Source organism: Paraburkholderia pallida, assembly GCF_004524855.1.
GTDB lineage: Bacteria > Pseudomonadota > Gammaproteobacteria > Burkholderiales > Burkholderiaceae > Paraburkholderia > Paraburkholderia oxyphila.
On sequence record NZ_CP038148.1, the window covers coordinates 2,798,076 to 2,819,676 of the forward strand.

Annotated in this window: 19 protein-coding genes and 1 tRNA gene; 5 read left to right on the forward strand and 15 right to left on the reverse strand. The window is 65.1% G+C overall.

The window, feature by feature from the left end:
- Positions 1–3 precede the first annotated feature (3 nt).
- The 9 genes from rpmI to E1956_RS12725 form a co-directional block, all read right to left on the reverse strand.
- Complete coding sequence (gene rpmI / locus E1956_RS12685; RefSeq protein WP_028216806.1) at positions 4–201, reverse strand: 50S ribosomal protein L35; 198 nt, start codon at positions 199–201, stop codon at positions 4–6.
- Positions 202–506: 305 nt separating this feature from the next.
- The gene (gene infC, locus E1956_RS12690) at positions 507–1,028 is read right to left on the reverse strand and encodes a translation initiation factor IF-3 (RefSeq protein WP_083245567.1); all 522 of its coding nucleotides are present in this window, start codon (positions 1,026–1,028) and stop codon (positions 507–509) included.
- Between the two features lie 49 nt (positions 1,029–1,077).
- A complete protein-coding gene (gene thrS, locus E1956_RS12695) occupies positions 1,078–2,985 on the reverse strand; it encodes a threonine--tRNA ligase (RefSeq protein WP_134749314.1) in 1,908 nt (635 codons plus the stop codon).
- A 271-nt stretch (positions 2,986–3,256) separates the two neighbouring features.
- Positions 3,257–3,333, reverse strand: a tRNA-Val gene (locus E1956_RS12700).
- Between the two features lie 121 nt (positions 3,334–3,454).
- On the reverse strand, positions 3,455–5,707 hold the full coding sequence (locus tag E1956_RS12705) for a RelA/SpoT family protein (protein ID WP_134749316.1): 2,253 nt from the start codon (positions 5,705–5,707) through the stop codon (positions 3,455–3,457).
- Between the two features lie 63 nt (positions 5,708–5,770).
- Positions 5,771–6,124: a RidA family protein gene (locus E1956_RS12710; RefSeq protein ID WP_028216802.1), complete on the reverse strand. Its 354-nt coding sequence runs from the start codon at positions 6,122–6,124 to the stop codon at positions 5,771–5,773.
- A gap of 102 nt (positions 6,125–6,226) precedes the next feature.
- Complete coding sequence (locus tag E1956_RS12715) at positions 6,227–7,120, reverse strand: alpha/beta fold hydrolase (RefSeq protein ID WP_134749318.1); 894 nt, start codon at positions 7,118–7,120, stop codon at positions 6,227–6,229.
- 300 nt (positions 7,121–7,420) lie between these two features.
- Positions 7,421–8,062 (reverse strand): CoA transferase subunit B, encoded by a 642-nt coding sequence (locus tag E1956_RS12720; RefSeq protein WP_134749320.1) that lies wholly within the window; start codon positions 8,060–8,062, stop codon positions 7,421–7,423.
- 15 nt (positions 8,063–8,077) lie between these two features.
- Positions 8,078–8,797, reverse strand: a complete 720-nt coding sequence (locus E1956_RS12725; protein ID WP_134749322.1) for a CoA transferase subunit A — start codon at positions 8,795–8,797, stop codon at positions 8,078–8,080.
- Positions 8,798–9,055: 258 nt separating this feature from the next.
- Between E1956_RS12725 and E1956_RS12730 the strand changes: the two genes are divergently transcribed.
- Positions 9,056–9,622 carry a LuxR family transcriptional regulator gene (locus E1956_RS12730; RefSeq protein ID WP_134749325.1) on the forward strand — a complete coding sequence of 189 codons (567 nt, stop codon included), beginning with the start codon at positions 9,056–9,058 and terminating at the stop codon, positions 9,620–9,622.
- Positions 9,623–9,761: 139 nt separating this feature from the next.
- Here the strand turns inward: E1956_RS12730 and E1956_RS12735 are convergent, their stop codons facing one another.
- Complete coding sequence (locus E1956_RS12735; RefSeq protein WP_134749327.1) at positions 9,762–10,202, reverse strand: acyl-CoA thioesterase; 441 nt, start codon at positions 10,200–10,202, stop codon at positions 9,762–9,764.
- Positions 10,203–10,311: 109 nt separating this feature from the next.
- A complete protein-coding gene (locus tag E1956_RS12740; protein ID WP_134749329.1) occupies positions 10,312–11,088 on the reverse strand; it encodes an SDR family oxidoreductase in 777 nt (258 codons plus the stop codon).
- 175 nt (positions 11,089–11,263) lie between these two features.
- Here E1956_RS12740 and E1956_RS12745 point away from each other — a divergent pair, with 175 nt between their 5' ends.
- Positions 11,264–12,937 carry an electron transfer flavoprotein-ubiquinone oxidoreductase gene (locus E1956_RS12745; RefSeq protein ID WP_134749331.1) on the forward strand — a complete coding sequence of 558 codons (1,674 nt, stop codon included), beginning with the start codon at positions 11,264–11,266 and terminating at the stop codon, positions 12,935–12,937.
- An 85-nt stretch (positions 12,938–13,022) separates the two neighbouring features.
- On the opposite strand, the gene aroC is transcribed toward E1956_RS12745, so the two are convergent.
- The 3 genes from aroC to E1956_RS12760 all read right to left on the reverse strand — a co-directional run bounded on the left by aroC (position 13,023) and on the right by E1956_RS12760 (position 16,947).
- On the reverse strand, positions 13,023–14,123 hold the full coding sequence (gene aroC, locus E1956_RS12750) for a chorismate synthase (protein ID WP_134749333.1): 1,101 nt from the start codon (positions 14,121–14,123) through the stop codon (positions 13,023–13,025).
- A gap of 259 nt (positions 14,124–14,382) precedes the next feature.
- Complete coding sequence (locus E1956_RS12755) at positions 14,383–16,359, reverse strand: MFS transporter (RefSeq protein WP_134749335.1); 1,977 nt, start codon at positions 16,357–16,359, stop codon at positions 14,383–14,385.
- 132 nt (positions 16,360–16,491) lie between these two features.
- On the reverse strand, positions 16,492–16,947 hold the full coding sequence (locus E1956_RS12760) for a CBS domain-containing protein (protein ID WP_028220223.1): 456 nt from the start codon (positions 16,945–16,947) through the stop codon (positions 16,492–16,494).
- A gap of 432 nt (positions 16,948–17,379) precedes the next feature.
- Between E1956_RS12760 and E1956_RS12765 the strand changes: the two genes are divergently transcribed.
- The 3 genes from E1956_RS12765 to E1956_RS12775 all read left to right on the forward strand — a co-directional run bounded on the left by E1956_RS12765 (position 17,380) and on the right by E1956_RS12775 (position 20,139).
- Entirely contained in the window at positions 17,380–18,705 is a 1,326-nt protein-coding gene (locus E1956_RS12765) for an O-acetylhomoserine aminocarboxypropyltransferase (RefSeq protein WP_028220224.1), read from the forward strand.
- A complete protein-coding gene (locus E1956_RS12770; RefSeq protein ID WP_134749338.1) occupies positions 18,702–19,544 on the forward strand; it encodes an alpha/beta fold hydrolase in 843 nt (280 codons plus the stop codon). Before E1956_RS12765 ends, E1956_RS12770 begins: the two co-directional genes overlap by 4 nt.
- 271 nt (positions 19,545–19,815) lie before the next feature.
- Positions 19,816–20,139, forward strand: a complete 324-nt coding sequence (locus E1956_RS12775) for an Mpo1-like protein (RefSeq protein WP_134749340.1) — start codon at positions 19,816–19,818, stop codon at positions 20,137–20,139.
- Positions 20,140–20,198: 59 nt separating this feature from the next.
- On the opposite strand, the gene E1956_RS12780 is transcribed toward E1956_RS12775, so the two are convergent.
- Entirely contained in the window at positions 20,199–21,506 is a 1,308-nt protein-coding gene (locus E1956_RS12780; RefSeq protein WP_134749343.1) for a YihY family inner membrane protein, read from the reverse strand.
- Positions 21,507–21,601: the final 95 nt, after the last annotated feature.

Genomic DNA, 21,601 nt, shown 5'->3' on the forward strand with positions numbered 1-21,601 from the left:
GGATTACGCGAACGGCATCATTGCGCGAACGGACTTCACATCGGCCTCGTGAACGGCCGTTGCACCACGCAGATGACGCTTGTTCTTGGTGGTCTTCTTGGTCAGGATGTGACGCTTGAAGGCTTGACCGCGCTTGACGGTACCACCCGGACGAACCACAAAGCGCTTTGCGGCGCTCTTCTTGGTCTTCATCTTGGGCATGACAAAAACTCCATTATTTGATGGACATGGGTGTGCGGTTGGCTCTGGCACGCGCTTTTGCAAACGCCGCTTTTCGCCCTCAAACCGCCCTTCGAAACCCACTCCACTTGTTTTGGCAGCTGGCTGCTCTAAAAAAGACAAGCTTGCCGCCGCTTTCAGGAAAAACGCCCGTTTGCCGCACTGTTCGTGCGGCGCGCGGGCGCCGTTCCGGAACCTGCTTCCCGCCTCCTTCGCGCATCTCGCGAAGAAAACGTCTGACAAAACCACTCTGACCGCCGCGCATCGTTCGACGCGCGGCGCGCCAATCACTTCTTCTTCTTGGGCGAGAGCACCATGATCATCTGGCGCCCTTCCATCTTCGGCATCTGCTCGACCTGACCGACTTCTTCGAGGTCGGTGCGCAGGCGCTCGAGCATGCGCATGCCGATTTCCTGGTGGGCCATTTCGCGGCCGCGGAAACGCAACGTGATCTTCGTCTTGTCGCCGTCGTCGAGGAAGCGAATGAGATTACGCAGCTTGACGTTGTAATCGCCGTCGTCGGTACCCGGGCGGAATTTGACTTCCTTGACCTGGATGACCTTCTGCTTGAGCTTGGCCTCGTGCTGCTTCTTCGATTCCTGATACTTGAACTTGCCGTAGTCCATCAGGCGGCACACGGGAGGCACCGCCTGCGGGGCAATTTCAACCAGATCGACGTCCTGCTGTTCCGACATGCGGAACGCATCGGCCAGCTTTACGATGCCGAGCGGCTCGTTCTCGATTCCGACGAGACGCACCTCGGGTGCAGTGATTTCACCGTTGATGCGATGCGACTTATCCGTAGCGATGTTACGTTTCCTCTAAAAATTAAAAAAACGAGCCGCGCTGCCAAGTGGCTTACTTGAACGTCTTGACGTCTTGCGCCAGACGCTCAGCAAAGGCTTCGACGGGCATGACACCCAGATCGACGCCGCCACGGGCACGCACGGCTACCGTTTGTGCTTCACGCTCTTTGTCGCCGACAACCAGCAGGTACGGGACCTTCTCAAGCGTGTGCTCGCGTATTTTATAGCTAATTTTCTCGTTGCGCAAATCCGCCTGCACTCTAACCCCTTGTTTTTGCAACGATTGGGCCAGATTTGCCGCGTATTCGGCCTGACTTTCGGCAATATTCATCACAACTGCCTGCACCGGAGCGAGCCAGGACGGCATTGCACCCGCATGGTGCTCGATCAGAATGCCGAGGAAACGCTCCATCGAGCCGAGGATGGCGCGGTGCAGCATGATCGGGCGGCGGCGGCTGTTGTCTTCCGACACGTACTCGGCGCCAAGGCGCTCCGGCAGCACCATGTCGAGCTGCAGCGTGCCGCACTGCCACGAACGGCCCAGCGCGTCCTTGATGTGGTACTCGACCTTCGGACCGTAGAACGCGCCCTCGCCCGGCAGCTCTTCCCACTGCAGGCCGCAGGCCGTCAGCGCGTTGCGCAGGCCCTGCTCGGCGTGATCCCACGTCTCATCCGTCCCCGCGCGCGAATCGGGGCGCAGCGAGAGCTTGATGTCGATCTGATCGAACCCGAAATCCTTGTAGACGCTCATCGCGAGCGTGTTGAAGGCGATCGACTCGCTGATGATCTGGTCTTCCGTGCAGAAGATGTGCGCATCGTCCTGGACGAAGCCGCGCACGCGCATCAGGCCGTGCAGCGCGCCCGACGCCTCGTTGCGGTGGCACGAGCCGAATTCCGCGTAGCGCAGCGGCAGGTCGCGGTACGAGCGCAGGCCGTGGTTGAACACCTGGACGTGGCCCGGGCAGTTCATCGGCTTGATCGCGTAATCGCGCTTTTCCGACTCCGTCGTGAACATGTTTTCACGATAGTTCTGCCAGTGACCCGACGCTTCCCAGAGCGAGCGGTCCATGATCATCGGCGTCTTGATCTCGTCGTAGCCGGCGTCGCGCAGACGGCCGCGCATGTACTGCTCGACCTGCTGCCAGAGCGTCCAGCCCTTCGGGTGCCAGAACACCATGCCCGGCGACTCGTCCTGCATGTGGAACAGGTCGAGCTGCTTGCCGAGCTTGCGGTGGTCGCGCTTCTCGGCCTCTTCGAGCATGTGCAGGTACTGGTCCTGATCTTCCTTCTTCGTCCAGGCCGTGCCGTAGATGCGCTGCAGCTGCTCGTTCTTCGCGTCGCCGCGCCAGTAGGCGCCCGCGACCTTCATGAGCTTGAAGACCTTGAGCTTGCCCGTGGACGGCACGTGCGGGCCGCGGCACAGGTCCGTGAAGCCGCCGTGCGCGTACAGCTTGATGTCCTCGGCGCCCGGAATCGACTCGATGATCTCGGCCTTGTACTTCTCGCCGATGCTCTTGAAGTAATCGACCGCCTCGCCGCGCGAGACGACACGGCGCGTGACCGGCTCGTCCTTCTTCGCGAGCTCCTGCATGCGCTTTTCGATCTTCTCGAGATCTTCGGGCGTGAAGGGACGGTTGTAGGCGAAGTCGTAGTAAAAGCCGTTGTCGATGACCGGCCCGATCGTGACCTGCGCTTCCGGATAGAGCTCCTTCACCGCGTAGGCCAGCAAGTGCGCCGTGGAGTGACGGATGATGTCGAGGCCGTCGGCATCCTTGTCCGTGACGATGGCGAGCGACGCGTCGCGATCGATCAGCGTCGACGTATCGACCAGCTCGCCGTCGAGCTTGCCGCCGAGCGCCGCCTTGGCGAGGCCGGGGCCAATCGAAGCCGCCACTTCGGCGACCGTGACGGGATGATCGTACTGTCGAACCGAACCATCGGGCAGACGTATCGCAACCATGTTTTTCTCCAGAAGTGCCGTGGAGGCACATCGTATCGTTCGTGGGAACATCCCCGCGAAAAGCTCGCGGCGAAAAAAAATGCGGCCCCGCTTTCGAGGGGCCGCATTCACTTTTCAAACCAGATTGCAGGGCGAAAGAGGTCCTCGACTAGCGTCGCTCCGAAGTGGTTTCGGTGAACGTTCGCGGTGTCATAACCGTATTCGCCTGTTGCGCTGAGCGCTTTTACTGCACTGAAGCCTCGCCGATACGCTGACGCGGCCTCGATTTCGTTGGTAGGCTCGATTGGACTCGAACCAACGACCCCCACCATGTCAAGGTGGTGCTCTAACCAGCTGAGCTACGAGCCTGAAGAAGGAAGATTGTATGTTGCCCCTGCGGACTTGGCAAGCCTTTTTTGCGGCGGGGCACAAAACGCCGCCGCACACGGCCCACGTCTTGCGCCTGTCGGCCCTTCTGCCAGCCCGCCTCTCAGCCCTTGCGCACCGCCCTGAGCACGCCGCCCACCTCACCCAGCAGCACGCAGGCACGCTGGATCTGCGCCGAATTCGAGACCTCGACTGTGAACTGCATGAATGCGGCATTGCGGCGCGACTGCGTCTTCACGCCGATCACGTTCATCTTCTCGCGCGCGAACACTTCGGAGATGTCGCGCAGCAAGCCCTGGCGGTCGGTGGCCTCGATCGAGATATCGACCGGATAGACGGACTGGCCGCGCCCGCCCATCACGTCGGCGGACCAGGTGGTGTGCAGCACGCGCTCGGGCGCGCGGCCGGCCATGCGCAGGAAGGTCGGGCAGTCGCTGCGGTGAATCGACATGCCCTTGCCGCGCGTGACGAATCCGCAGATATCGTCGGGCGGCGCCGGCCGGCAGCAGCGCGCGAGTTGCGTGAGCAGCGCATCCACGCCCACCACGAGCACGCCCGACGAGCCGCCGTGCGTCACATTCGCACCGCTCGCGCGCTTGGTGAGCTGCTCCGGCGTCTCTTCCTCCGGCTCGGCGGCGGGCGCGTCGTGCAGTGCCTGCTCGACGTTGCGCAGGCTGAACTCTTCCTTGCCGACCACGCTGAAGAGCTCGTCCGGCGACTTGAAACCAAGCTTGGACGCGAGCTGATCGAGATTGACGGACGTGCGCCCCTCGCGCTGCAGCGTCTTTTCCACCATCGCGCGGCCGTTGGCGATGTTTTCCTCAGCGTCGATGGCGTTGAACCACGCCCGCACCTTCTGCCGCGCACGCGTGCTGTGCAGATAGCCGAGCTGCGGATTGAGCCAGTCGCGCGAGGGGCCGCCCTCTTTCACCGTGACGATCTCGACGGTCTGTCCGTTGTGCAACTGCGTGTTGAGCGGCACCATCGCACCGTCCACGCGCGCACCGCGGCAACGATGGCCGAGCTCGCTATGCAGGTGATACGCGAAGTCCAGCGGCGTCGCGCCCTGCGGCAGCGCGATCACGCGCGCCTGGGGCGTGAGCACGTAGATATGGTCGTCGTCGAGCGTCGCCTGGCGCAGCTGCTCCCACGGCTGACGGCCATCGGCTACGTCGTCCTTCCAGGCGAGCAGTTGACGCAGCCACGCGATCTTCTCGTCGTAGGCGCTGCCCGCGTTGAACTGGCCGCCGTAGCCCTTCGAGCCGGCTTCCTTGTAGCGCCAGTGCGCCGCCACGCCGTACTCCGCGAATTGATGCATGTCCTGCGTACGGATCTGCACCTCGAACGCGCGGCCGTCGTCGCCGACCACGACCGTATGCAGCGAGCGATAGCCGTTGGGCTTGGGCCGCGAGATGTAGTCGTCGAATTCCTTCGGCACCGGCTGCCAGAGGTTGTGCACGATGCCGAGCACCGTGTAGCAATCCTTGATATCGCGCACGATCACGCGAAACGCACGCACGTCGTAGAGCTCGGAGAAGTCGATCTCCTTGCCGCGCATCTTCTTCCAGATGCTGTAGATGTGCTTGGGCCGGCCGCTCACCTCGGCTTCGATATGCGCGGAGGCGAGTTCGTGCTGCAGCCGCGCGATGGCCTCGGTCACGTAGCTCTCGCGCTCGACGCGTTTTTCGTCGAGCAGCTTCGCGATGCGCTTGTAGGTGACCGGCTCCTCGAAGCGGAACGCGAGGTCTTCGAGCTCCCACTTCAGTTGCCAGATGCCGAGCCGGTTGGCGAGCGGCGCGTAGATCTCGAGCGTCTCGCGCGCGATCTCGGGCGCGGGCGTGACCTTGGCCGCCGCGTAGTAGCGCAGCGACTGCACACGCGACGCGAGCCGGATCAGCACCACGCGAATGTCTTGCGCGAACGCGAGCAGCATCTTGCGCAGCGACTCCACTTGAGCGCGGCGCGCGGCTTGGGCGTCGCGCCCTTCGCGGCCGGTTTCCGGCGCGGCGTTCTGTGCCGCCGCGCGCAGGCTCACGCTGCCAAGGCGCAGCAGCTTGCGCACATCGAATACGAGCTTCACGACCTCGGCGCCGAAGCGCGCTTCAAGCGTGCGCTCCGGATCGTCGAGGTGCGGCGCGATATTGAAGAGCGCCGCCGCCAGCACCGCCGGCGGATCGACGTTCAGGCGGCTCATGATGGCCGCTGTGCCTTGCGCGTGCTCGATGAGCGGCTCGCCGGTGGACAGGCGTGCTTCGCCCGCATGCTCGCGCACGAATGCGAGTGCGTCGTCGAGCGATGGGAGTGCGGCGCTCGCAGGAGCTTCGGCGGAAACGGGAGGTACGGTGTCGCTGCTCATGAGACGGCGCCCGCCGGCATACCGGACGGGCTGCAAACTACAACAAGACGATAGATGGCGCGTTCAATCGCGCTGCGCAGCCACCACGACGATTTCGACGAGGCATTCCGGATTGGCCAGCTTCGCTTCGACGGTCGCGCGCGGCGGCGTGGCGCCCTGTGCCACCCACTTGTCCCACTCGGCATTCATGCCCGGAAAGTCCTTCATGTCGGCGATATAGATCTGCACCGAGAGCAGCAGCGACTTGTCGCTGTTCGCTTCGCCGAGCAGACGGTCGATGTGGCCGAGCACTTCGCGCATCTGGCCACCGATGTCCTGCTTCGTGTCCTCGGCGATCTGGCCCGCCAGATAGACCGTGCCATTGTGAATGGCGGTTTCCGAAAGACGCGGGCCGACGTGGTGACGAATGACTGCCATGTGAATTCCTGTTGAGGTAAATGTCTGGATGCGCCCGGTGCGCCCGTCTCGCGATGCCATCGATGTAGCCGCGAGGCACTGGTGCACCGGAAAATCCCGATATTATGACCCGCCGACGGGCCCTCCGTCGAAGAAACGCCGCGCAATCTCGATCTGGTCGGCCGAGAGAAATGCCGGCGCATGCCCGACGCCCGCGATCTCGACGCTCGATACCTGCTGGCCGGTCTCGACCATCCTGGCCACGGTCTCGCGCGAGAGCAGATCCGAGAGCGCGCCGCGCACCGCCAGCACCGGCCCGTTGAACGCAGCGAACGAGCGCCACAGGAACTGCTCGCCCTGCTCGTTCTGTTCAGGCGTGACACCCTTGAACCCTTCGGAGATGCGCGGGTCGTAGCGGTAACGCCATGCCCCGTCCACCTCGTGCAGCAGCGGCGTGTTGATCTCGCGCCATTCCTGCGCAGTGAGCGGGCCGAACGACGCCGCGAGCAGCGCGGCATTGTCGATGCCTTCCTGCAGCGAGCCGAAACGCTGGTCCTGGCCCACGTATTCGCCGATGCGCCCGAGCGCCGCCGGTTCGATATGCGGGCCGATGTCGTTGAGCAGCATGCGACCGATGGGGGCATCGGGCAGCCCCGCCAGCGCCATGCCGATCAGGCCGCCCATCGACGTGCCGAACCAGTCCACCTGCTCGACACCCGTGCGCGCGATGAGCGTGACCATGTCCGCGACGTATTGCGCGACGCCATAGCCACGCGGATCGACGAGCCACGACGAGAGGCCGCGCCCAACGACGTCGGGGCAGACCACGCGATGCGTGCGCGACAGCACTGCCGCGAGTCTGTCGAAATCGCGGCCCGAGCGCGTGAGGCCATGCACGCACACCAGCACGCGCGGATTGGCGGGGTCGCCCCATTCGGTGTACGCCATGCGATGCAGTCCCGAAGGACTGAGGCACTGGACGTAGTGCTGACGCGGCACGGCAGAGGGTTCGGTCATCGCTCAAGTCTCGCTGGTAGTGCCCGCAGGCTGTGAGGCCATTGTAAACGGCTTTGCGGCACGGGACCGTCGCGTGCGCCGCCGCTCGAGGCGCGTTGAGACACATGGAGCGCAGGCGGCGCCCGCTTGCGATGGTCAGTGCAGCGCCCCCACCCCGGCCATCCGGCATAGGCCACCCGGCCGAGGTTTCAAATGCGCACGATCGCGCAAGAATGGATCCATCCCAAAACGCAAACGGGCGGGACCGAAGTCCCGCCCGCCGCCATCATGCTTCAGCCAACCACTACCGCGTTGCCGCGATCACTGCACCGCGCTCACGTCGAGCGGCGCGCCGGTCTTGGCCTGAATCTCGTCCGCCGTCACGCCGGTCGCGAGCTCGGTCACCTTCAGGCCCGCGTCGGTCACCTCGATCACGCCGAGGTCGGTGATGATCAGATCGACCACGCCCACGCCCGTGAGCGGCAGCGCGCACGCATCGAGAATCTTGTGCTGGTCGCCCTTGGCCACATGCTCCATCAGCACGACCACGCGCCCGACGCCCGCGACGAGGTCCATCGCGCCGCCCATGCCCTTGATCATCTTGCCGGGGATCATCCAGTTGGCCAGGTCGCCCTTCGCGCTCACCTGCATCGCACCGAGGATCGCGAGGTTGATGTGGCCGCCGCGAATCATCGCGAACGAGTCCGCCGAAGAGAAGATCGACGAGCCCGGCAGCGTCGTGACCGTCTGCTTGCCGGCGTTGATCATGTCGGCGTCCACTTCTTCTTCGGTCGGGAACGGGCCGATGCCGAGCAGGCCGTTTTCCGATTGCAGCCACACTTCCATGCCTTGCGGCACATGGTTGGCCACGAGCGTCGGCAAGCCGATGCCGAGATTCACGTAGAAGCCGTCCTGCAGTTCCTTCGCCGCGCGGGCGGCCATTTCGTCACGATTCCATGCCATGGTCGGTCTCCTTTCTTACTTGCCCGCGGGGATGCCAGAGGCGGCGCGCACGGTGCGTTGTTCGATGCGTTTCTCGGGGTGCGCATTGAGCACGATGCGCTGCACGAAGATGCCCGGCGTATGGATCGAATCCGGATCGAGTTCGCCGTTCTCGACGATCTCCTCCACCTCCACCACGGTGATCTTGCCCGCCATCGCGCACATCGGGTTGAAGTTGCGCGCCGTGCGGCGATAGATCAGGTTGCCCGACTTGTCGGCCTTCCAGGCCTTCACGAGCGCCACGTCGGCCGTGAGCGAATGCTCGAGCACGTAGTGCTTCTCGCCGAACTGGCGCGTTTCCTTGCCTTCGGCGATGAGCGTGCCGTAGCCGGTGTTGGTGAAGAACGCCGGGATGCCCGCGCCGCCCGCACGCAGCTTTTCGGCCAGCGTGCCTTGCGGCGTGAATTCAAGCTCGAGCTCGCCTGCGAGATACTGGCGCTCGAATTCCTTGTTCTCGCCCACATAGGACGAGATCATCTTCTTGATCTGGCGCGTCTCGAGCAGTTGGCCGAGGCCGAAGCCGTCCACGCCCGCGTTGTTGCTGATGCAGGTGATGCCCTTCACGCCCGAATCGCGCAGCGCGCCGATCAGCGCCTCGGGAATGCCGCAGAGCCCGAAACCGCCAACCGCAAACGTCTGTCCGTCCTTGACGATGCCTTCGAGCGCGGCAGCCGCGCTTTTATAGACCTTGTTCATCAGTGTGTCCCTTCCTCGTATGGAAATACGTCGATGCGCTTGTTCGCTGATTTTGTTCGTCGACCAAGTTCGTGCGGGCCGGCGCACAGCTGCAGCGAACGCCCGGACGCCTCATTCTAGTCGTGCCCGGGTGGCGCTGCCGTGAACCCGGCGCGGCGCCCGAGCGACCCTCCAATGGTTGCAAAGCGTACGCTGGGCGGGCATTGCGGCACAATACGCAAAACTACATAAAGCCATACCCGTATCACGTCACCTGTCATGCCCGAACCCGCTACCGCCACCACCGCGCTCGACTATCAGACCGCCTTTCACCTCGCGCCCATCGGGCTCGTGCTCGCGCGCGAGCGCATCATCGAGGACTGCAACGAGGAGGTTTGCGCCATTTTCCGCTGCCCGCGCGAGGCGCTCATCGGCCAGTCGTTTCTGGTGCTGTATCCGTCTGAGGTCGAGTTCGAGCGTATCGGCGAGCGCATTCCGCCGATCATGACGGCCCAGGGCAGCTACGCCGACGACCGCATCATGAAGCGCGCCGACGGCGAGCTCTTCTGGTGCCACGTCACGGGCCGCTCGCTCGACCGCGCGGAGCCGCACGCCGCGGGCGTCTGGACCTTCGAGGACCTGAGCGCGACGCGGCGCGTGGCGGTCGAGCTCACGCCGCGCGAGCGCGAAATCGCGGCGCAACTGGTCACGGGCAAGACAAGCAAGCAGATCGGGAAGATTCTCGACATCAGCTCGCGCACGGTGGACATCTACCGCGCGCGGCTCATGCGCAAGTACGACACCGGCAACGCCACCGAATTGCTGCAGCGGCTGCTCGGCAATTGAAACGGCATTGAAGCGGCAATAAAACGGGCTAGAAGCGGGCTCGACGCGGACTTCAGCCGGGCTAGAAGCGGTGTTGACACCGCACATTGAAGCGGCGCGCGCGGAAGGCACGTACGCCGCAGGTCGGTCAAGAAAGCTATCAGCGCGCCTTCACGAGCGGCGCATTCTCGATGGTCGCGCGCAGGCTGTCGGGAATCGGCACGGATTTACCCGCTTCATAGTCGATCCAGACGCAGCGCGCATTGCCGCGTGCGTAGACCGTCTCAGGCTCGTCCACGCGGCGCAGCTCGAAACCGGTATCGAAGCTGCTGCGGCCCGGCTGACCCACCGTCATCGTGCAGACGATGTCGCCCGGGTAATGCAGCTGCTTCAGGAAATCCATCGACGCATTGATGATGACCGGCCCCTGCCCGTTGCCGAGCTCGCGGCTCTCGCCGTACACGCCGATCTGCTCGAACCAGGAGATCCGCACCTGCTCCATGTAGCGGAAGTAGACCGTGTTGTTCACATGGCCGAACGCGTCCATGTCGCCCCAGCGGATCGGCATGGTCATCTCAAAAACGGGATGGTATTCACTCATTGCGCATTGCAGTCTTTGACTTCGACTTCGTGTTACTCGAAAGGCGCGAGTCTACGTCGCGCCGCGGATTGGCGCAGCGAAGCCGGCGCGCGCGTCCATCACCGGCGACTCACATCAGGGCGAAGCCATCGTCGGCGGTGATGATCGCTCCGTTCATGAAGGCCGATTCGTCGGCGGCCAGCAGCAGCAACAGCCCGTCGAGATCTGCGGGCGTGCCCACCCGGTGGCGCGGCAGCATCGAAATGAGCTTCTGGCCCTGCTCGGTCGCCCAGTGATGGTGATTGATCTCGGTGTCGATATAACCGGGACAGATCGCATTCACGTTGATGCCGTGCCGCCCCCACTCGAGCGCCATGGCCTTCGTCATGTGCACGACGGCCGCCTTGCTGATGGCATAAAGGCCGATCTGCGGCAGCACGCTCAAGCCCGCCACCGAAGCGATGTTGATGATGCGGTACGCCGGCTTGGAGCCGCCGCTGCCGCGCATGATCATGCGCTTGGCCACTTCCTGGGCGACGAAGAAGGCGCCTCGCGTGTTGGTGTCGAACACGTATTCGAAGTCGGCGGGCGTGACTTCCGCGAGCTTCTGGGTGGTCGAGACGCCCGAATTGTTGACGAGAATGTCGATCGTCCCGGCCTCGGTCTCCGCATGCGCGACCGCCGAGCGGATGCTCTGGTAATCCGTCACGTCGAGCGACACCACGTGCGCGGCGCCGCCGCCGGCCTCGATTTCGGCGCGCAACTCCTTGAGGCGCTCCACGCGCCGGCTCGCCAGCACGACCTTCGCGCCAGCCTGCGAGAGCACCTGGGCAAAACGCTTGCCCAGACCGCTCGAGGCGCCGGTGATCATCGCCACCTTGCCTTCCAGATTGATCGAACGGCCCATGTTCGCTTCCTGTTCAAGGATGAAAGAGCACCGGAATGCGCCACCGGCAGCACGCCGGGCATTCTGGCATAAAATAGAACGATCGTGCTAAAGTTGGCCCGTTGGGTTGCGGCCCGGGGAACGTTACCCGACAATACGAACCCGAAAAAGTATTCTAATGGCAAGAGGAGCTTTGATGACCCCCGCAAGTCTTTTGGAGCAATACGGCCCACGCGAGTCGATGGAATACGACGTGGTGATCGTAGGCGGCGGCCCGGCGGGCCTGTCCGCGGCGATCCGCCTGAAGCAGCTGGCAGCAGAGAAAGGCGTCGAGATCGGCGTATGCGTGCTGGAGAAAGGCTCGGAGATCGGAGCGCATATCCTCTCGGGCGCGGTGATGGACCCGCGTGCCATCGACGAACTCATTCCCGACTGGAAGGAACAGGGCGCGCCGCTGAACGTGCCCGTGACCGAAGATCAATTCCTGTTCCTCACGGAAAACGGCGCGAAGGCCGTGCCCAACTGGGCGCTGCCGGACAATTTCAAGAATCACGGTAACTACGTGATCAGCCTCGCGAACGTCACGCGCTGGCTGGGCCAGCAGGCCGAGGCGCTGGGCGTGGAGATCTTCCCGGGCTTTCCGGCCGCTGAAGTGCTCTACAACGACGACGGCTCGGTCAAGGGCGTGGCCACCGGCAACATGGGCGTCGGCAAGGATGGCGAGCCTACCGAGAACTTCCAGCTCGGCATGGAGCTGCACGCCAAGTACACGCTGTTTGCCGAAGGTTGCCGCGGGCACCTGGGCCGGCAGCTCAACGAAAAGCTCAAGCTGGGCAAGGATGCGGACCCGCAGGTCTACGGCATCGGCATCAAGGAGCTGTGGGAGATCGATCCGGCCAAGCACAAGCCGGGTCTGGTGATTCATACGGCGGGCTGGCCGCTCGAGAAGGACACCTACGGCGGCTCGTTCCTCTATCACATCGACAACAACCAGGTGATGGTGGGGTTTGTCGTCGGTCTCGCATACCAGAACCCCTATCTCTCGCCGTTCGAGGAGTTCCAGCGCTACAAGACGCATCCGGCGATCCGCAAGTATCTGGAAGGCGGCAAGCGCGTTTCGTATGGCGCGCGCGCGATGACGGCGGGCGGCCTGATGTCGTTGCCGAAGCTGGTGTTCCCGGGCGGTGCACTCGTTGGCGACGACGCGGGTTTCCTGAACGCGGCGCGCATCAAGGGCAGCCACGCGGCAATCAAAACCGGCATGCTGGCCGCCGAGGCAGCCTTTGAAGCAGTGCAGGCAGGCCGCCAGAGCGACGAGCTCACGGCTTACCCGGAAGCGTTCAAGCAATCGTGGCTCTACACCGAGCTCTACAAGGCGCGCAATTTCAAGCAGTGGATGAGCAAGGGCCTGTACCTGGGCACGCTGATGGTGGGCATCGAGCAGAAGCTGCTGGGCGGCAACGTGCCCTGGACGCTCCATCATCAGCATCGCGATCACGAGATGCTGCGTCCGGCGTCACAGTGCAAGCCGATCGAGTATCCGAAGCCCGACGGCAAGCTCACGTTCGACCGCCTCTCTTCCGTGTTCATCTCCAACACGAATCACGAAGAGAACCAGCCCGCGCATCTGACGCTGAAGGACGCAAGCGTGCCGGTGAACGTGAATCTGCGCACCTATGCGGGCCCTGAAGGGCGCTTCTGCCCGGCCGCGGTCTACGAATTCGTGAAGAACGACGACGGCAGCGAGCGCCTGCAGATCAACGCGCAGAACTGCGTGCACTGCAAGACCTGCGATATCAAGGACCCGACGCAGAACATCGTGTGGGTCACGCCCGAAGGTGGCGGCGGGCCGAACTATCCGAACATGTAAGCCCGGAAATCGACAAAAAAACCGCTCCTCGGAGCGGTTTTTTCATTTCATGCGTGCGCGGCAGGTGTTGCCTCCCGCGCGGCAATCAGGCGTCGCTGGCCGGGATCTTCGGCGTCGTCACGACGACATCGCCGTTTTGTGCGCGATGACGCAGCGCATGGTCGATCAGCACGAGCGCGAGCATCGCCTCGGCGATGGGCGTCGCGCGGATGCCCACGCAGGGGTCATGGCGGCCAAAGGTCTCGACCGTGGCCGACTCGCCCGCCTTGTCGATCGAGCGGCGCGGCGTGCGGATGCTCGAGGTCGGCTTGATGGCGATCGACACGGTGATGTCCTGCCCCGTCGAAATGCCGCCGAGCACGCCGCCCGCGTGATTGCTGTGAAAGCCACCGGGCATCAGTTCGTCGCCGTGCTCCGAGCCGCGCTGCGCCACGCTCGCGAAGCCCGCGCCGATCTCGACGCCCTTCACGGCATTGATGCCCATCATGGCGTGCGCGATGTCGGCGTCGAGGCGGTCGAACAGCGGCTCGCCCCAGCCCACCGGCACGCCGCTCGCCACTACGTCGATGCGCGCGCCGATCGAGTCGCCGTCCTTGCGCAAAGCGTCCATATAGGCCTCGAGCTGCGGCACGACATCCGCGTTCGGGGCGAAGAACGGGTTTTCGGGCACGTGCTTCCAGTCGACGAACGGCACGTCGATCTCGCCGAGCGCGCTCATGCAGCCGCGCACTTCCACGCCAAAGCGCTCGCGCAGCCACTTCTTCGCGACGGCACCCGCCGCGACCGTCGGCGCCGTCAGACGCGCCGACGAGCGGCCGCCGCCGCGATAGTCGCGGATGCCGTACTTCTGCCAGTAGGTGTAATCGGCGTGGCCCGGGCGGAAGGTCTCCGCGATGTTGCCGTAGTCCTTGCTGCGCTGGTCGGTATTGCGGATCAGGAGCGCGATGGGCGTGCCCGTCGTCACGCCCTCGAACACGCCCGAGAGAATCTCGACCTTGTCCTCTTCCTGGCGCTGCGTGACGTGGCGCGAGGTGCCCGGACGGCGGCGATCCAGGTCGATCTGGATGTCAGCTTCGGTGAGCGCCATGCCGGGCGGGCAGCCGTCGATGACACAGCCGATGGCCGGGCCGTGGGATTCGCCGAAGGTGGTGACGGTGAAAAGCGTACCGAGCGTGTTGCCGGACATGGCGGTCGTCCAAAGTGAATCGGGGAATCCAGCATTATGCCAGCCCGCGCGGCGGGCCGCCCGGGTCGCCCGTGCGCGGGACGCGGGTTGGCTCCGGCGGCGGGCGCACTTTGGGCCGGGCGTGGGCCACGCCTCGCCCTTCCCTGGGCCACATTCGGGGGACGCCTATGCCGCACTTGTGCCACCCGTCTGTCGCGACCGGGCACCTTTCCGACGTCCCTGAGCCGCCTCTGCGAGCGAGCGGGCGTACCTGCTGCGCTCAGCGCCGCGCGCCCCTCAGCTCGGCCACCGTGCGCTGGAGTTCGTCGACCGTTACCTCGCCGGGCGCCACCGGCTCGCCCACCGCCAGCGTGAGCCGGCTCGTCAGCCCGCGCCGCATCGGCCGCTCCTGCCCCGACGCCGCATGCCGCGAGAACACGCTGCCCCACAGGCCGCGCAGCGCCATCGGCACGACCGGCGCGGGGTGGCGCTTGAGGATTTCCGTCACGCCGTGGCGGAACGGATTCATGTCGCCGGTTTTCGTCAGCTTGCCTTCGGGAAAGATGCAAACGAGATCGCCTTCGGCGAGCGCTTGAGCGCACGTGTCGTAGGCCGTCGCGAGCATCGCCGCATCCTCGTGCGCGGGCGCGATCGGGATTGCCTTGGCGTGCCGGAACAGCCAGCCGAGCAGCGGCGAGCGGAAGATCTGGTGATCCATCACGAAGCGGATCGGCCGCGGGCTCTCGGCCATGATGACCACGGCGTCGACGTAGCTCACGTGATTGCAGACCAGCACGGCCGCGCCCTCGGCCGGAATGCGCTCGGCATGAACGAGCCGCACGCGATAGACGGTATGCACGAGCACCCACGCCACGAAGCGCAGCAGGAACTCGGGCACCAGTGTATAGATGTACGCGGCCACGACGATGTTGAGCAGCGCGGTCGTGAGAAAGATGCCTGGAATGCCGACGCCCGCGGCCGTCAGCGCCATCGCCATGAGCGCCGAGACGATCATGAACAGCGAGTTGAGAATGTTGTTCGCCGCGATGATGCGCGCGCGGTGGCTGGGCGCGCTGCGGCTCTGGATCAGCGCGTAGAGCGGCACGCTGTAGAGGCCGCCGAACATCGCGAGCAGGAACAGATCGGCGAGCACGCGCCAGTGCGCGGGCGTGCGCACGAACTCGCCCACCGAGAGCAGATGCGGCGCCGTGGGCAGCGCATGGCTCGCGAAGAACAGGTCGATGCCGAACACGCTCATGCCGATCGAGCCAAGCGGCACGAGGCCGATCTCGATGCGCCGCCGCGACAACTTCTCGCACAGGAGCGAGCCGAAGCCGATGCCGAGCGAGAACATCGCGAGCAGCAAGGTCACGACGTCGGGATTGGCCGACAGCACGTCCTTCGCGAAGTTGAAGAACGAGGCCAGAAAGGTCGCGCCGACGAACCAGAGCCACGAAATCCCGAGCAGACTCAGGAACACCGTGCGATTGCCATGCGCAAGGCGCAGGTTGCGCCAGGTCTCGGAAAACGGATTCCAGTTGATCTGCAGGTCCGGCTGCGGCGCTGCGCAGGGCGGCACGAACGCGCTGGCCACGCGGCCGATCAGCGCGATGCCGATGCACATCCCGCCGAGCCACCACGCGCCTACCGGCGGCCCGGCCAGGGCCTGGGTGGAAGCAGCATCGGACGCGCCAATGCCGGCCGCGATGCCGCCCACGATCGTCCCGATCAGGATCGCCACGAAGGTGCCCATCTCCACGAGCCCGTTGCCGCCGACGAGTTCGTCTTCCGCGAGTTTTTGCGGCAGGTACGCGTACTTGATGGGCCCGAATACGGTGGAATGCACGCCCATCAGGAAGGTGCACAGATAGAGCAGCGGCGCGCTGTGCATCCAGAAGCCCGCGGCGCCGATCAGCATCACCGCGATCTCGAAGGTCTTGACCCAGCGCGTGAGCACGGCCTTGTCGAATTTGTCGGCGATCTGTCCCGACGTAGCCGAGAAGAGCACGAACGGCACGATGAAGATGGCCGAGATCAGGAACGCCACCGTCTTCGGATCGACGCCCGAAAAGCGTGCCGCCTGATAGGTCACGAGCGACGTGAAGCCGATCTTGAAGACGTTGTCGTTCATCGCGCCGAGGAACTGCGTCCAGAAGAACGGCGCGAAGCGGCGCTGGCGCAGCAGCGCGAACTGCGAGCCATGGTTGCTTGCTTCACGGGCCGCGCGCTGCGCGACGGGCGTCGGACTTTCGCTCATCGAATCGGATTTATGCTGTAGGAATTGGAAGCCAGACGTGAAAAAGCGCGCTTGACGCGCGCTTTTCAAGCGGGTGGGTGCGGATTCGCCTCGCTGTGCGCCTCGCGCGTGCTTGCGCGCGCGGCACCAGGATCAGCGCCCCGAATGTTGCTCCTCTTCGGGCCAGTCGCGAATATAGGCCTTCAGCAGCTTGTTCTCGAAGCCCTGTGCCTCCACTACCGCCTTCGCGACGTCGTAGAACGAGATCACGCCCATCAGCGAGCGGCTTTCCATGACGGGCAGATAGCGCACGTGATGCTCGAGCATCATGCGGCGCACTTCGTCGACCTCGGTTTCGGGCGTGCAGGTAATGGGATGGTCGTCCATGACCTTGCGGATCGTGGTGGTGCCGACGCTCCCGCCGTTCGTGCGCAGCGTAAGAATGATCTCGCGGAACGTAAGCATGCCGACAAGATCGCCATACTCCATGACCACGAGCGAGCCGATATCGTGCTCGGCCATGGTGTTCACCGCGTCATGCAGCGACGTCTCGGGCGTAACGGTGTAGAGCGTATTGCCCTTGACTTTGAGAATGTCGCTCACACGCATGATGTGTCTCCTGTGCCGATGGGCCCGGTAGCGAAGCGCCGGGCCTCATCCCATGCAAAAAATGTTGTCGGCGCTAGCGCCAATCGTTGGGGGAGATGCTGAAAAGAAATTCCTGCCTGTTTTCGATGCTATCGGAAAGGCCTGCAAAAGGAAAGACGCGCCAAAGCGGGCCGAAAGGCGCGAATCTGGCCAGAAACGGCCTGCTCCAGCGCTCAAACACCGGCTTTTTCGCAAAACGGGCAGTGTCTTGCCGCCCATTTGCCCTATGTCTTGTGGCCAGCAAGCGACGCTCCCGAGCGCCCGTGCGGCGCGCCCCGCAAGCCGGAGCCCCCCGCCGCCCGCCCCGGCGACGCGTCCCCGGCGCGCACGGGCCGATGTTACGATGCCTGCACCTTTCACCCGACGCCGGTTCGCGCCGGCTGTGCTGCCACGATGTCCGATCCACGCTTCGACACGCTCGCGCTGCATGCCGGCGCCGCACCCGACCCCGTCACCGGTGCCCGCGCGACGCCGATTTATCAGACCACGTCGTTCTCGTTTCGCGACACCGACCACGCCGCGGCGCTCTTCAACATGGAGCGCGCGGGCCACGTGTACTCGCGCATCTCGAACCCCACGGTGGCCGTGTTCGAGGAGCGCGTGGCCGCGCTCGAGGGCGGCGCGGGCGCGATCGGCACCGCGAGCGGCCAGGCGGCGCTGCATCTGGCCATCGCCACGCTGATGGGCGCGGGCGCGCATATCGTGGCCTCCACGGCGCTCTACGGCGGCTCGCACAACCTGCTCGACTACACGCTGCGCCGCTTCGGCATCGAAACGACTTTCGTTAAGCCCGGCGACCTGGACGCCTGGCGCGCGGCGCTGCGCCCCAACACGCGCCTGCTGTTCGGCGAGACGCTGGGCAATCCGGGGCTCGATGTGCTCGATATCGCCGGCGTCGCGCAGATCGCGCACGAGCACCGCGTCCCGCTGCTCGTCGACTCGACCTTCACGACGCCGTATCTGCTGCGCCCGTTCGAGCACGGCGCCGATTTCGTCTACCACTCGGCCACGAAATTCCTGGGCGGCCACGGCACGACCATCGGCGGCGTGCTGGTGGACGGCGGGACCTTCGACTTCGAAGCCTCGGGCCGGTTTCCCGAATTCACCGAGCCCTATGCGGGCTTTCACGGCATGGTGTTCAGCGAGGAAAGTAGCGTCGCGCCGTTCCTGCTGCGCGCGCGCCGCGAAGGCCTGCGCGATTTCGGCGCGTGCCTGCACCCGCAGGCCGCGTGGCAACTACTGCAAGGCATCGAAACGCTGCCGCTGCGCATGGAGCGGCACGTGGCGAACACGCGGCGCATCGTCGAATTTCTCGACGCGCATGACGCCGTGCAGTCGGTGGCCTACCCCGAGCTGCCGCAGCATCCCGACCACGCACTCGCCAGGCGCCTGCTGCCGCGCGGCGCGGGCGCCGTGTTCAGCTTCGATCTGGCTGGAGGGCGCGAGGCCGGCAAGCGCTTCATCGAGTCGCTTTCGCTCTTCTCGCATCTGGCGAACGTGGGCGACGCGCGCTCGCTCGTGATCCACCCCGCTTCCACCACGCACTTCCGCATGGACGAAGCCGCGCTCGCCGCGGCGGGCATTGGCGCGGGCACGATCCGTCTGTCGATCGGCCTAGAAGACCCCGACGATTTGATCGACGATCTCAAGCGCGCGCTCAAGGCGTCGCAGAAAGCGGCCCCCGCCGCCAAAGCCGCAGCGGGCAAGGAGGCGTCATGATCGTCGACGTCGCGGGCAAAACCGTCTACGCCTACACGGGCGGGCGCCCGTTCGATCCGGCCCGGCCAGTGGCCGTGTTCGTCCACGGGGCGCAGCACGATCACAGCGTGTGGGCGCTGCAGTCGCGCTACTTAGCGCATCACGGCTTCAGCGTGCTGGCCGTCGATTTGCCGGGCCATATGCGCAGCGCGGGTCCGGCGCTCACGAGCATCGGCGCGCTCGCCGACTGGCTCGACGCCTTGCTTGCGGCGCTGAAGGTCGACAAGGCGTTCGTCGCCGGGCATAGCATGGGCTCGCTCGTGGCGCTCGAATTCGCGGCGCGCCACCCGGAGCGCGCCGCGGCCATCGCGCTGCTCGCCACCGCCATTCCGATGGCCGTCTCCCCCGCGCTGCTCGAGGCCGCGCGCGAGCGCGAGCCGGAGGCCATTGCGCTCGTGAACGCCTGGTCGCATTCGACGCTCGCGGCCAAGCCTTCGAGCCCCGGCCCCGGCTTCTGGCTGCGCGGCATGAACCGGCGGCTGATGGAGCACGTCGCGGCGTCAGGCGAGCCGCAGCTCTTTCACACCGACTTCGCGGCCTGCAATGCCTACGCGGACGGCCTCGCGAGCGCGGCCAGGGTGCGCTGCCCGGTGCGCCTGATTGTCGGCCAGCGCGACATGATGACCCCGCCGCGCGCGGCCGGCGCGCTCGCGAAGGCGCTCGCTCAGGCGGGCGTCACGGTCGATACGGTGACGCTGGACGCAGGGCACGCGCTGATGACGGAGCAGCCCGACGCAACGCTCGACGCGCTCTATGGTTTTGCGGTGCAGCATGGGCCGCGGATTGTGGGGAACGGCTGACTGGACTGCGCCGGGGCCGGCCGGCGCGAGCCGCGCGCAGCTATGGCAGCGCTTGATGCCGCGGCCTAAGCCGGAGAGTTGGGCCGCAAGGTCCATCCGGCGAGTTGGGCCGCAGGGTCGGTCCTGCAGAGCGGCCCGGCGGCCGGGCTAGCGGCAACGCGGTTGTCCCCGCACTCGTGTCAGTCCGGGTTGCACGGTCGTTCGGATCGCCGGAGAATGTGCGCATGAGCGACCCTTGCGCGGCAGGATTCGATGCGCGAAGGAGGAGACGATGAGTCACCCCATCCATACCGAGCAGCACTTCGCGAATTTCGCGCAGTTCTATCCGTTCTATCTGAGCGAGCACAGCAATCTCATGTCGCGGCGGCTGCATTTCATCGGCTCGCTGGGCGTGATCGGCTGTGTCGCCATGGCGATCGCCACGGGCGACTGGCTCTGGCTGCCCGCCGCCGTGCTATGCGGCTATGGGTTTGCCTGGATTGGCCATTTCGCGTTCGAGAAGAACCGCCCGGCCACCTTCCGCCATCCCATCTACAGCCTGATGGGCGACTGGGTCATGTTCTCGGATATCTGCCGCGGAAAGATCACGATCTAGCCGATCGTTGTGTCCAATGGCCGCCGCCCGGCTGGATCACGGGCGGCGCCCGATTCCCCTCAAGCCGCCGGATGTGGCAGCGCCGGCGACTCGCCACCCGCCTCTGCACGACGAACCAGCTCGCGCCGCGCCGCCAGCAGCGAGGCGAGCGAGATCGAGAGTTTGTCGTTTTCGAGCGCGCCGAGCAGCGTGGCCGCGTCGATATCGCTCGATTTCAGTTGATACGCCAGCTCCTTGCGATCGATCACGAAGCGCGCGTAAATGCGCTCGACCGAGATGCGTGCGGGATTCGCGACGAGCACGTAGTGCGGCTTCTCGCCGTCCTTTTCCAGCCGCCCGATCAGTTCGTCCTCTTCCAGATCCGCCACGATCCGCGTGACGGTCGCAAGTTCGCGCCGCAGCAGTTGCGCGAGCTGCTCGGCGGTGCTGCCCGGCTGGCCCGCATCGCGCGCATCCGCGAGCCCCGCGAGCAACTCGAGCGCGTCCAGCAGATCGCTGCCCGGAAAGCGCGGCCGGTTGAAGCGCCCGGTGCGGATCTCGGGCAACGCCGACGTGATCATCGCGCCCACGAGCGTGATGAACCAGCTCAGATACATCCACAACAGGAACATCGGCGCCGCCGCGAACGCGCCGTACACCGCCGTATACGTGGGGATGCGCCGCACGTACAGGCCGAAGCCCCGCTTGGCCAGCTCGAACGCGACGGCCGCCGCCACGCCGCCCACCACCGCATCGCGCCACTCCACGCGGCAGTTCGGCAGATAGACGTAGAGCATCGTGAACGCGAGCGCCGTGAGCGGCACCGAAGCGCTGATGAGCAGCCAGTCGAACAGCATCGACACATGCTGCTCGGTGGCCAGTGCGGCCGAGCGCGTGAACAGATACGACGAGATCGAGAGGCTCACGCCGATCAGGATCGGCCCGAGCGTGAGAATGGCCCAGTACACGAGCACGCGCTGCGCGAGCGGACGCGCCTTGCGCACGCGCCAGATCACGTTGAACGCCGACTCGACGGTCATCATGGTCATGACCGAGGTGACGAACAGCACGATCATGCCCATCGTCGTGAGGCCCTTGGCCTTCGACGCGAACTGGTTGAGGTACATGAAGATCTGGCTGTTGATCTGCGCCGGCATCAGATGGTCGGCGAGAAAGCCCTGCAGCGAATTCTGGAACGACGCGAAGATGGGGAACGCGGTGAACAGCGCGAACGCGACCGTGGCGAGCGGCACGAGCGAGAGCAAGGTCGTGAACGTGAGGCTGCCCGCCACCTGCGGAATGCGGTCTTCGCGGCTGCGCCGCGCCGCGAAGCGCGCGAGGCGCTTCACGATATCCAGATCGATCCGTAATGTCGACAACACGTCCATTGGCCTGCGTTCTCCAGTCGGCGCGCCCCATTTCCTGTGTAAATCTCGCGGAAAACTGGCGGCGAACCCAACCCCTATAATATCTCGTCCACCGA

Coding starts and splice junctions, on each gene's coding strand:
- E1956_RS12745 (WP_134749331.1), top strand. CDS start 11,264: ATGACCCCCGCAAGTCTTTTGGAGCAATACGGCCCACGCGAGTCGATG.
- E1956_RS12720 (WP_134749320.1), bottom strand. CDS start 8,062: ATGGCATGGAATCGTGACGAAATGGCCGCCCGCGCGGCGAAGGAACTG.
- E1956_RS12715 (WP_134749318.1), bottom strand. CDS start 7,120: ATGACCGAACCCTCTGCCGTGCCGCGTCAGCACTACGTCCAGTGCCTC.
- E1956_RS12760 (WP_028220223.1), bottom strand. CDS start 16,947: ATGCGTGTGAGCGACATTCTCAAAGTCAAGGGCAATACGCTCTACACC.
- E1956_RS12710 (WP_028216802.1), bottom strand. CDS start 6,124: ATGGCAGTCATTCGTCACCACGTCGGCCCGCGTCTTTCGGAAACCGCC.
- E1956_RS12765 (WP_028220224.1), top strand. CDS start 17,380: ATGTCCGATCCACGCTTCGACACGCTCGCGCTGCATGCCGGCGCCGCA.
- E1956_RS12705 (WP_134749316.1), bottom strand. CDS start 5,707: ATGAGCAGCGACACCGTACCTCCCGTTTCCGCCGAAGCTCCTGCGAGC.
- E1956_RS12740 (WP_134749329.1), bottom strand. CDS start 11,088: ATGGGCCGTTCGATCAATCTGGAAGGCAAGGTGGCGATGATCACCGGC.
- E1956_RS12780 (WP_134749343.1), bottom strand. CDS start 21,506: ATGGACGTGTTGTCGACATTACGGATCGATCTGGATATCGTGAAGCGC.
- E1956_RS12770 (WP_134749338.1), top strand. CDS start 18,702: ATGATCGTCGACGTCGCGGGCAAAACCGTCTACGCCTACACGGGCGGG.
- E1956_RS12735 (WP_134749327.1), bottom strand. CDS start 10,202: ATGAGTGAATACCATCCCGTTTTTGAGATGACCATGCCGATCCGCTGG.
- E1956_RS12775 (WP_134749340.1), top strand. CDS start 19,816: ATGAGTCACCCCATCCATACCGAGCAGCACTTCGCGAATTTCGCGCAG.
- thrS (WP_134749314.1), bottom strand. CDS start 2,985: ATGGTTGCGATACGTCTGCCCGATGGTTCGGTTCGACAGTACGATCAT.
- E1956_RS12725 (WP_134749322.1), bottom strand. CDS start 8,797: ATGAACAAGGTCTATAAAAGCGCGGCTGCCGCGCTCGAAGGCATCGTC.
- aroC (WP_134749333.1), bottom strand. CDS start 14,123: ATGTCCGGCAACACGCTCGGTACGCTTTTCACCGTCACCACCTTCGGC.
- E1956_RS12730 (WP_134749325.1), top strand. CDS start 9,056: ATGCCCGAACCCGCTACCGCCACCACCGCGCTCGACTATCAGACCGCC.
- E1956_RS12755 (WP_134749335.1), bottom strand. CDS start 16,359: ATGAGCGAAAGTCCGACGCCCGTCGCGCAGCGCGCGGCCCGTGAAGCA.
- rpmI (WP_028216806.1), bottom strand. CDS start 201: ATGCCCAAGATGAAGACCAAGAAGAGCGCCGCAAAGCGCTTTGTGGTT.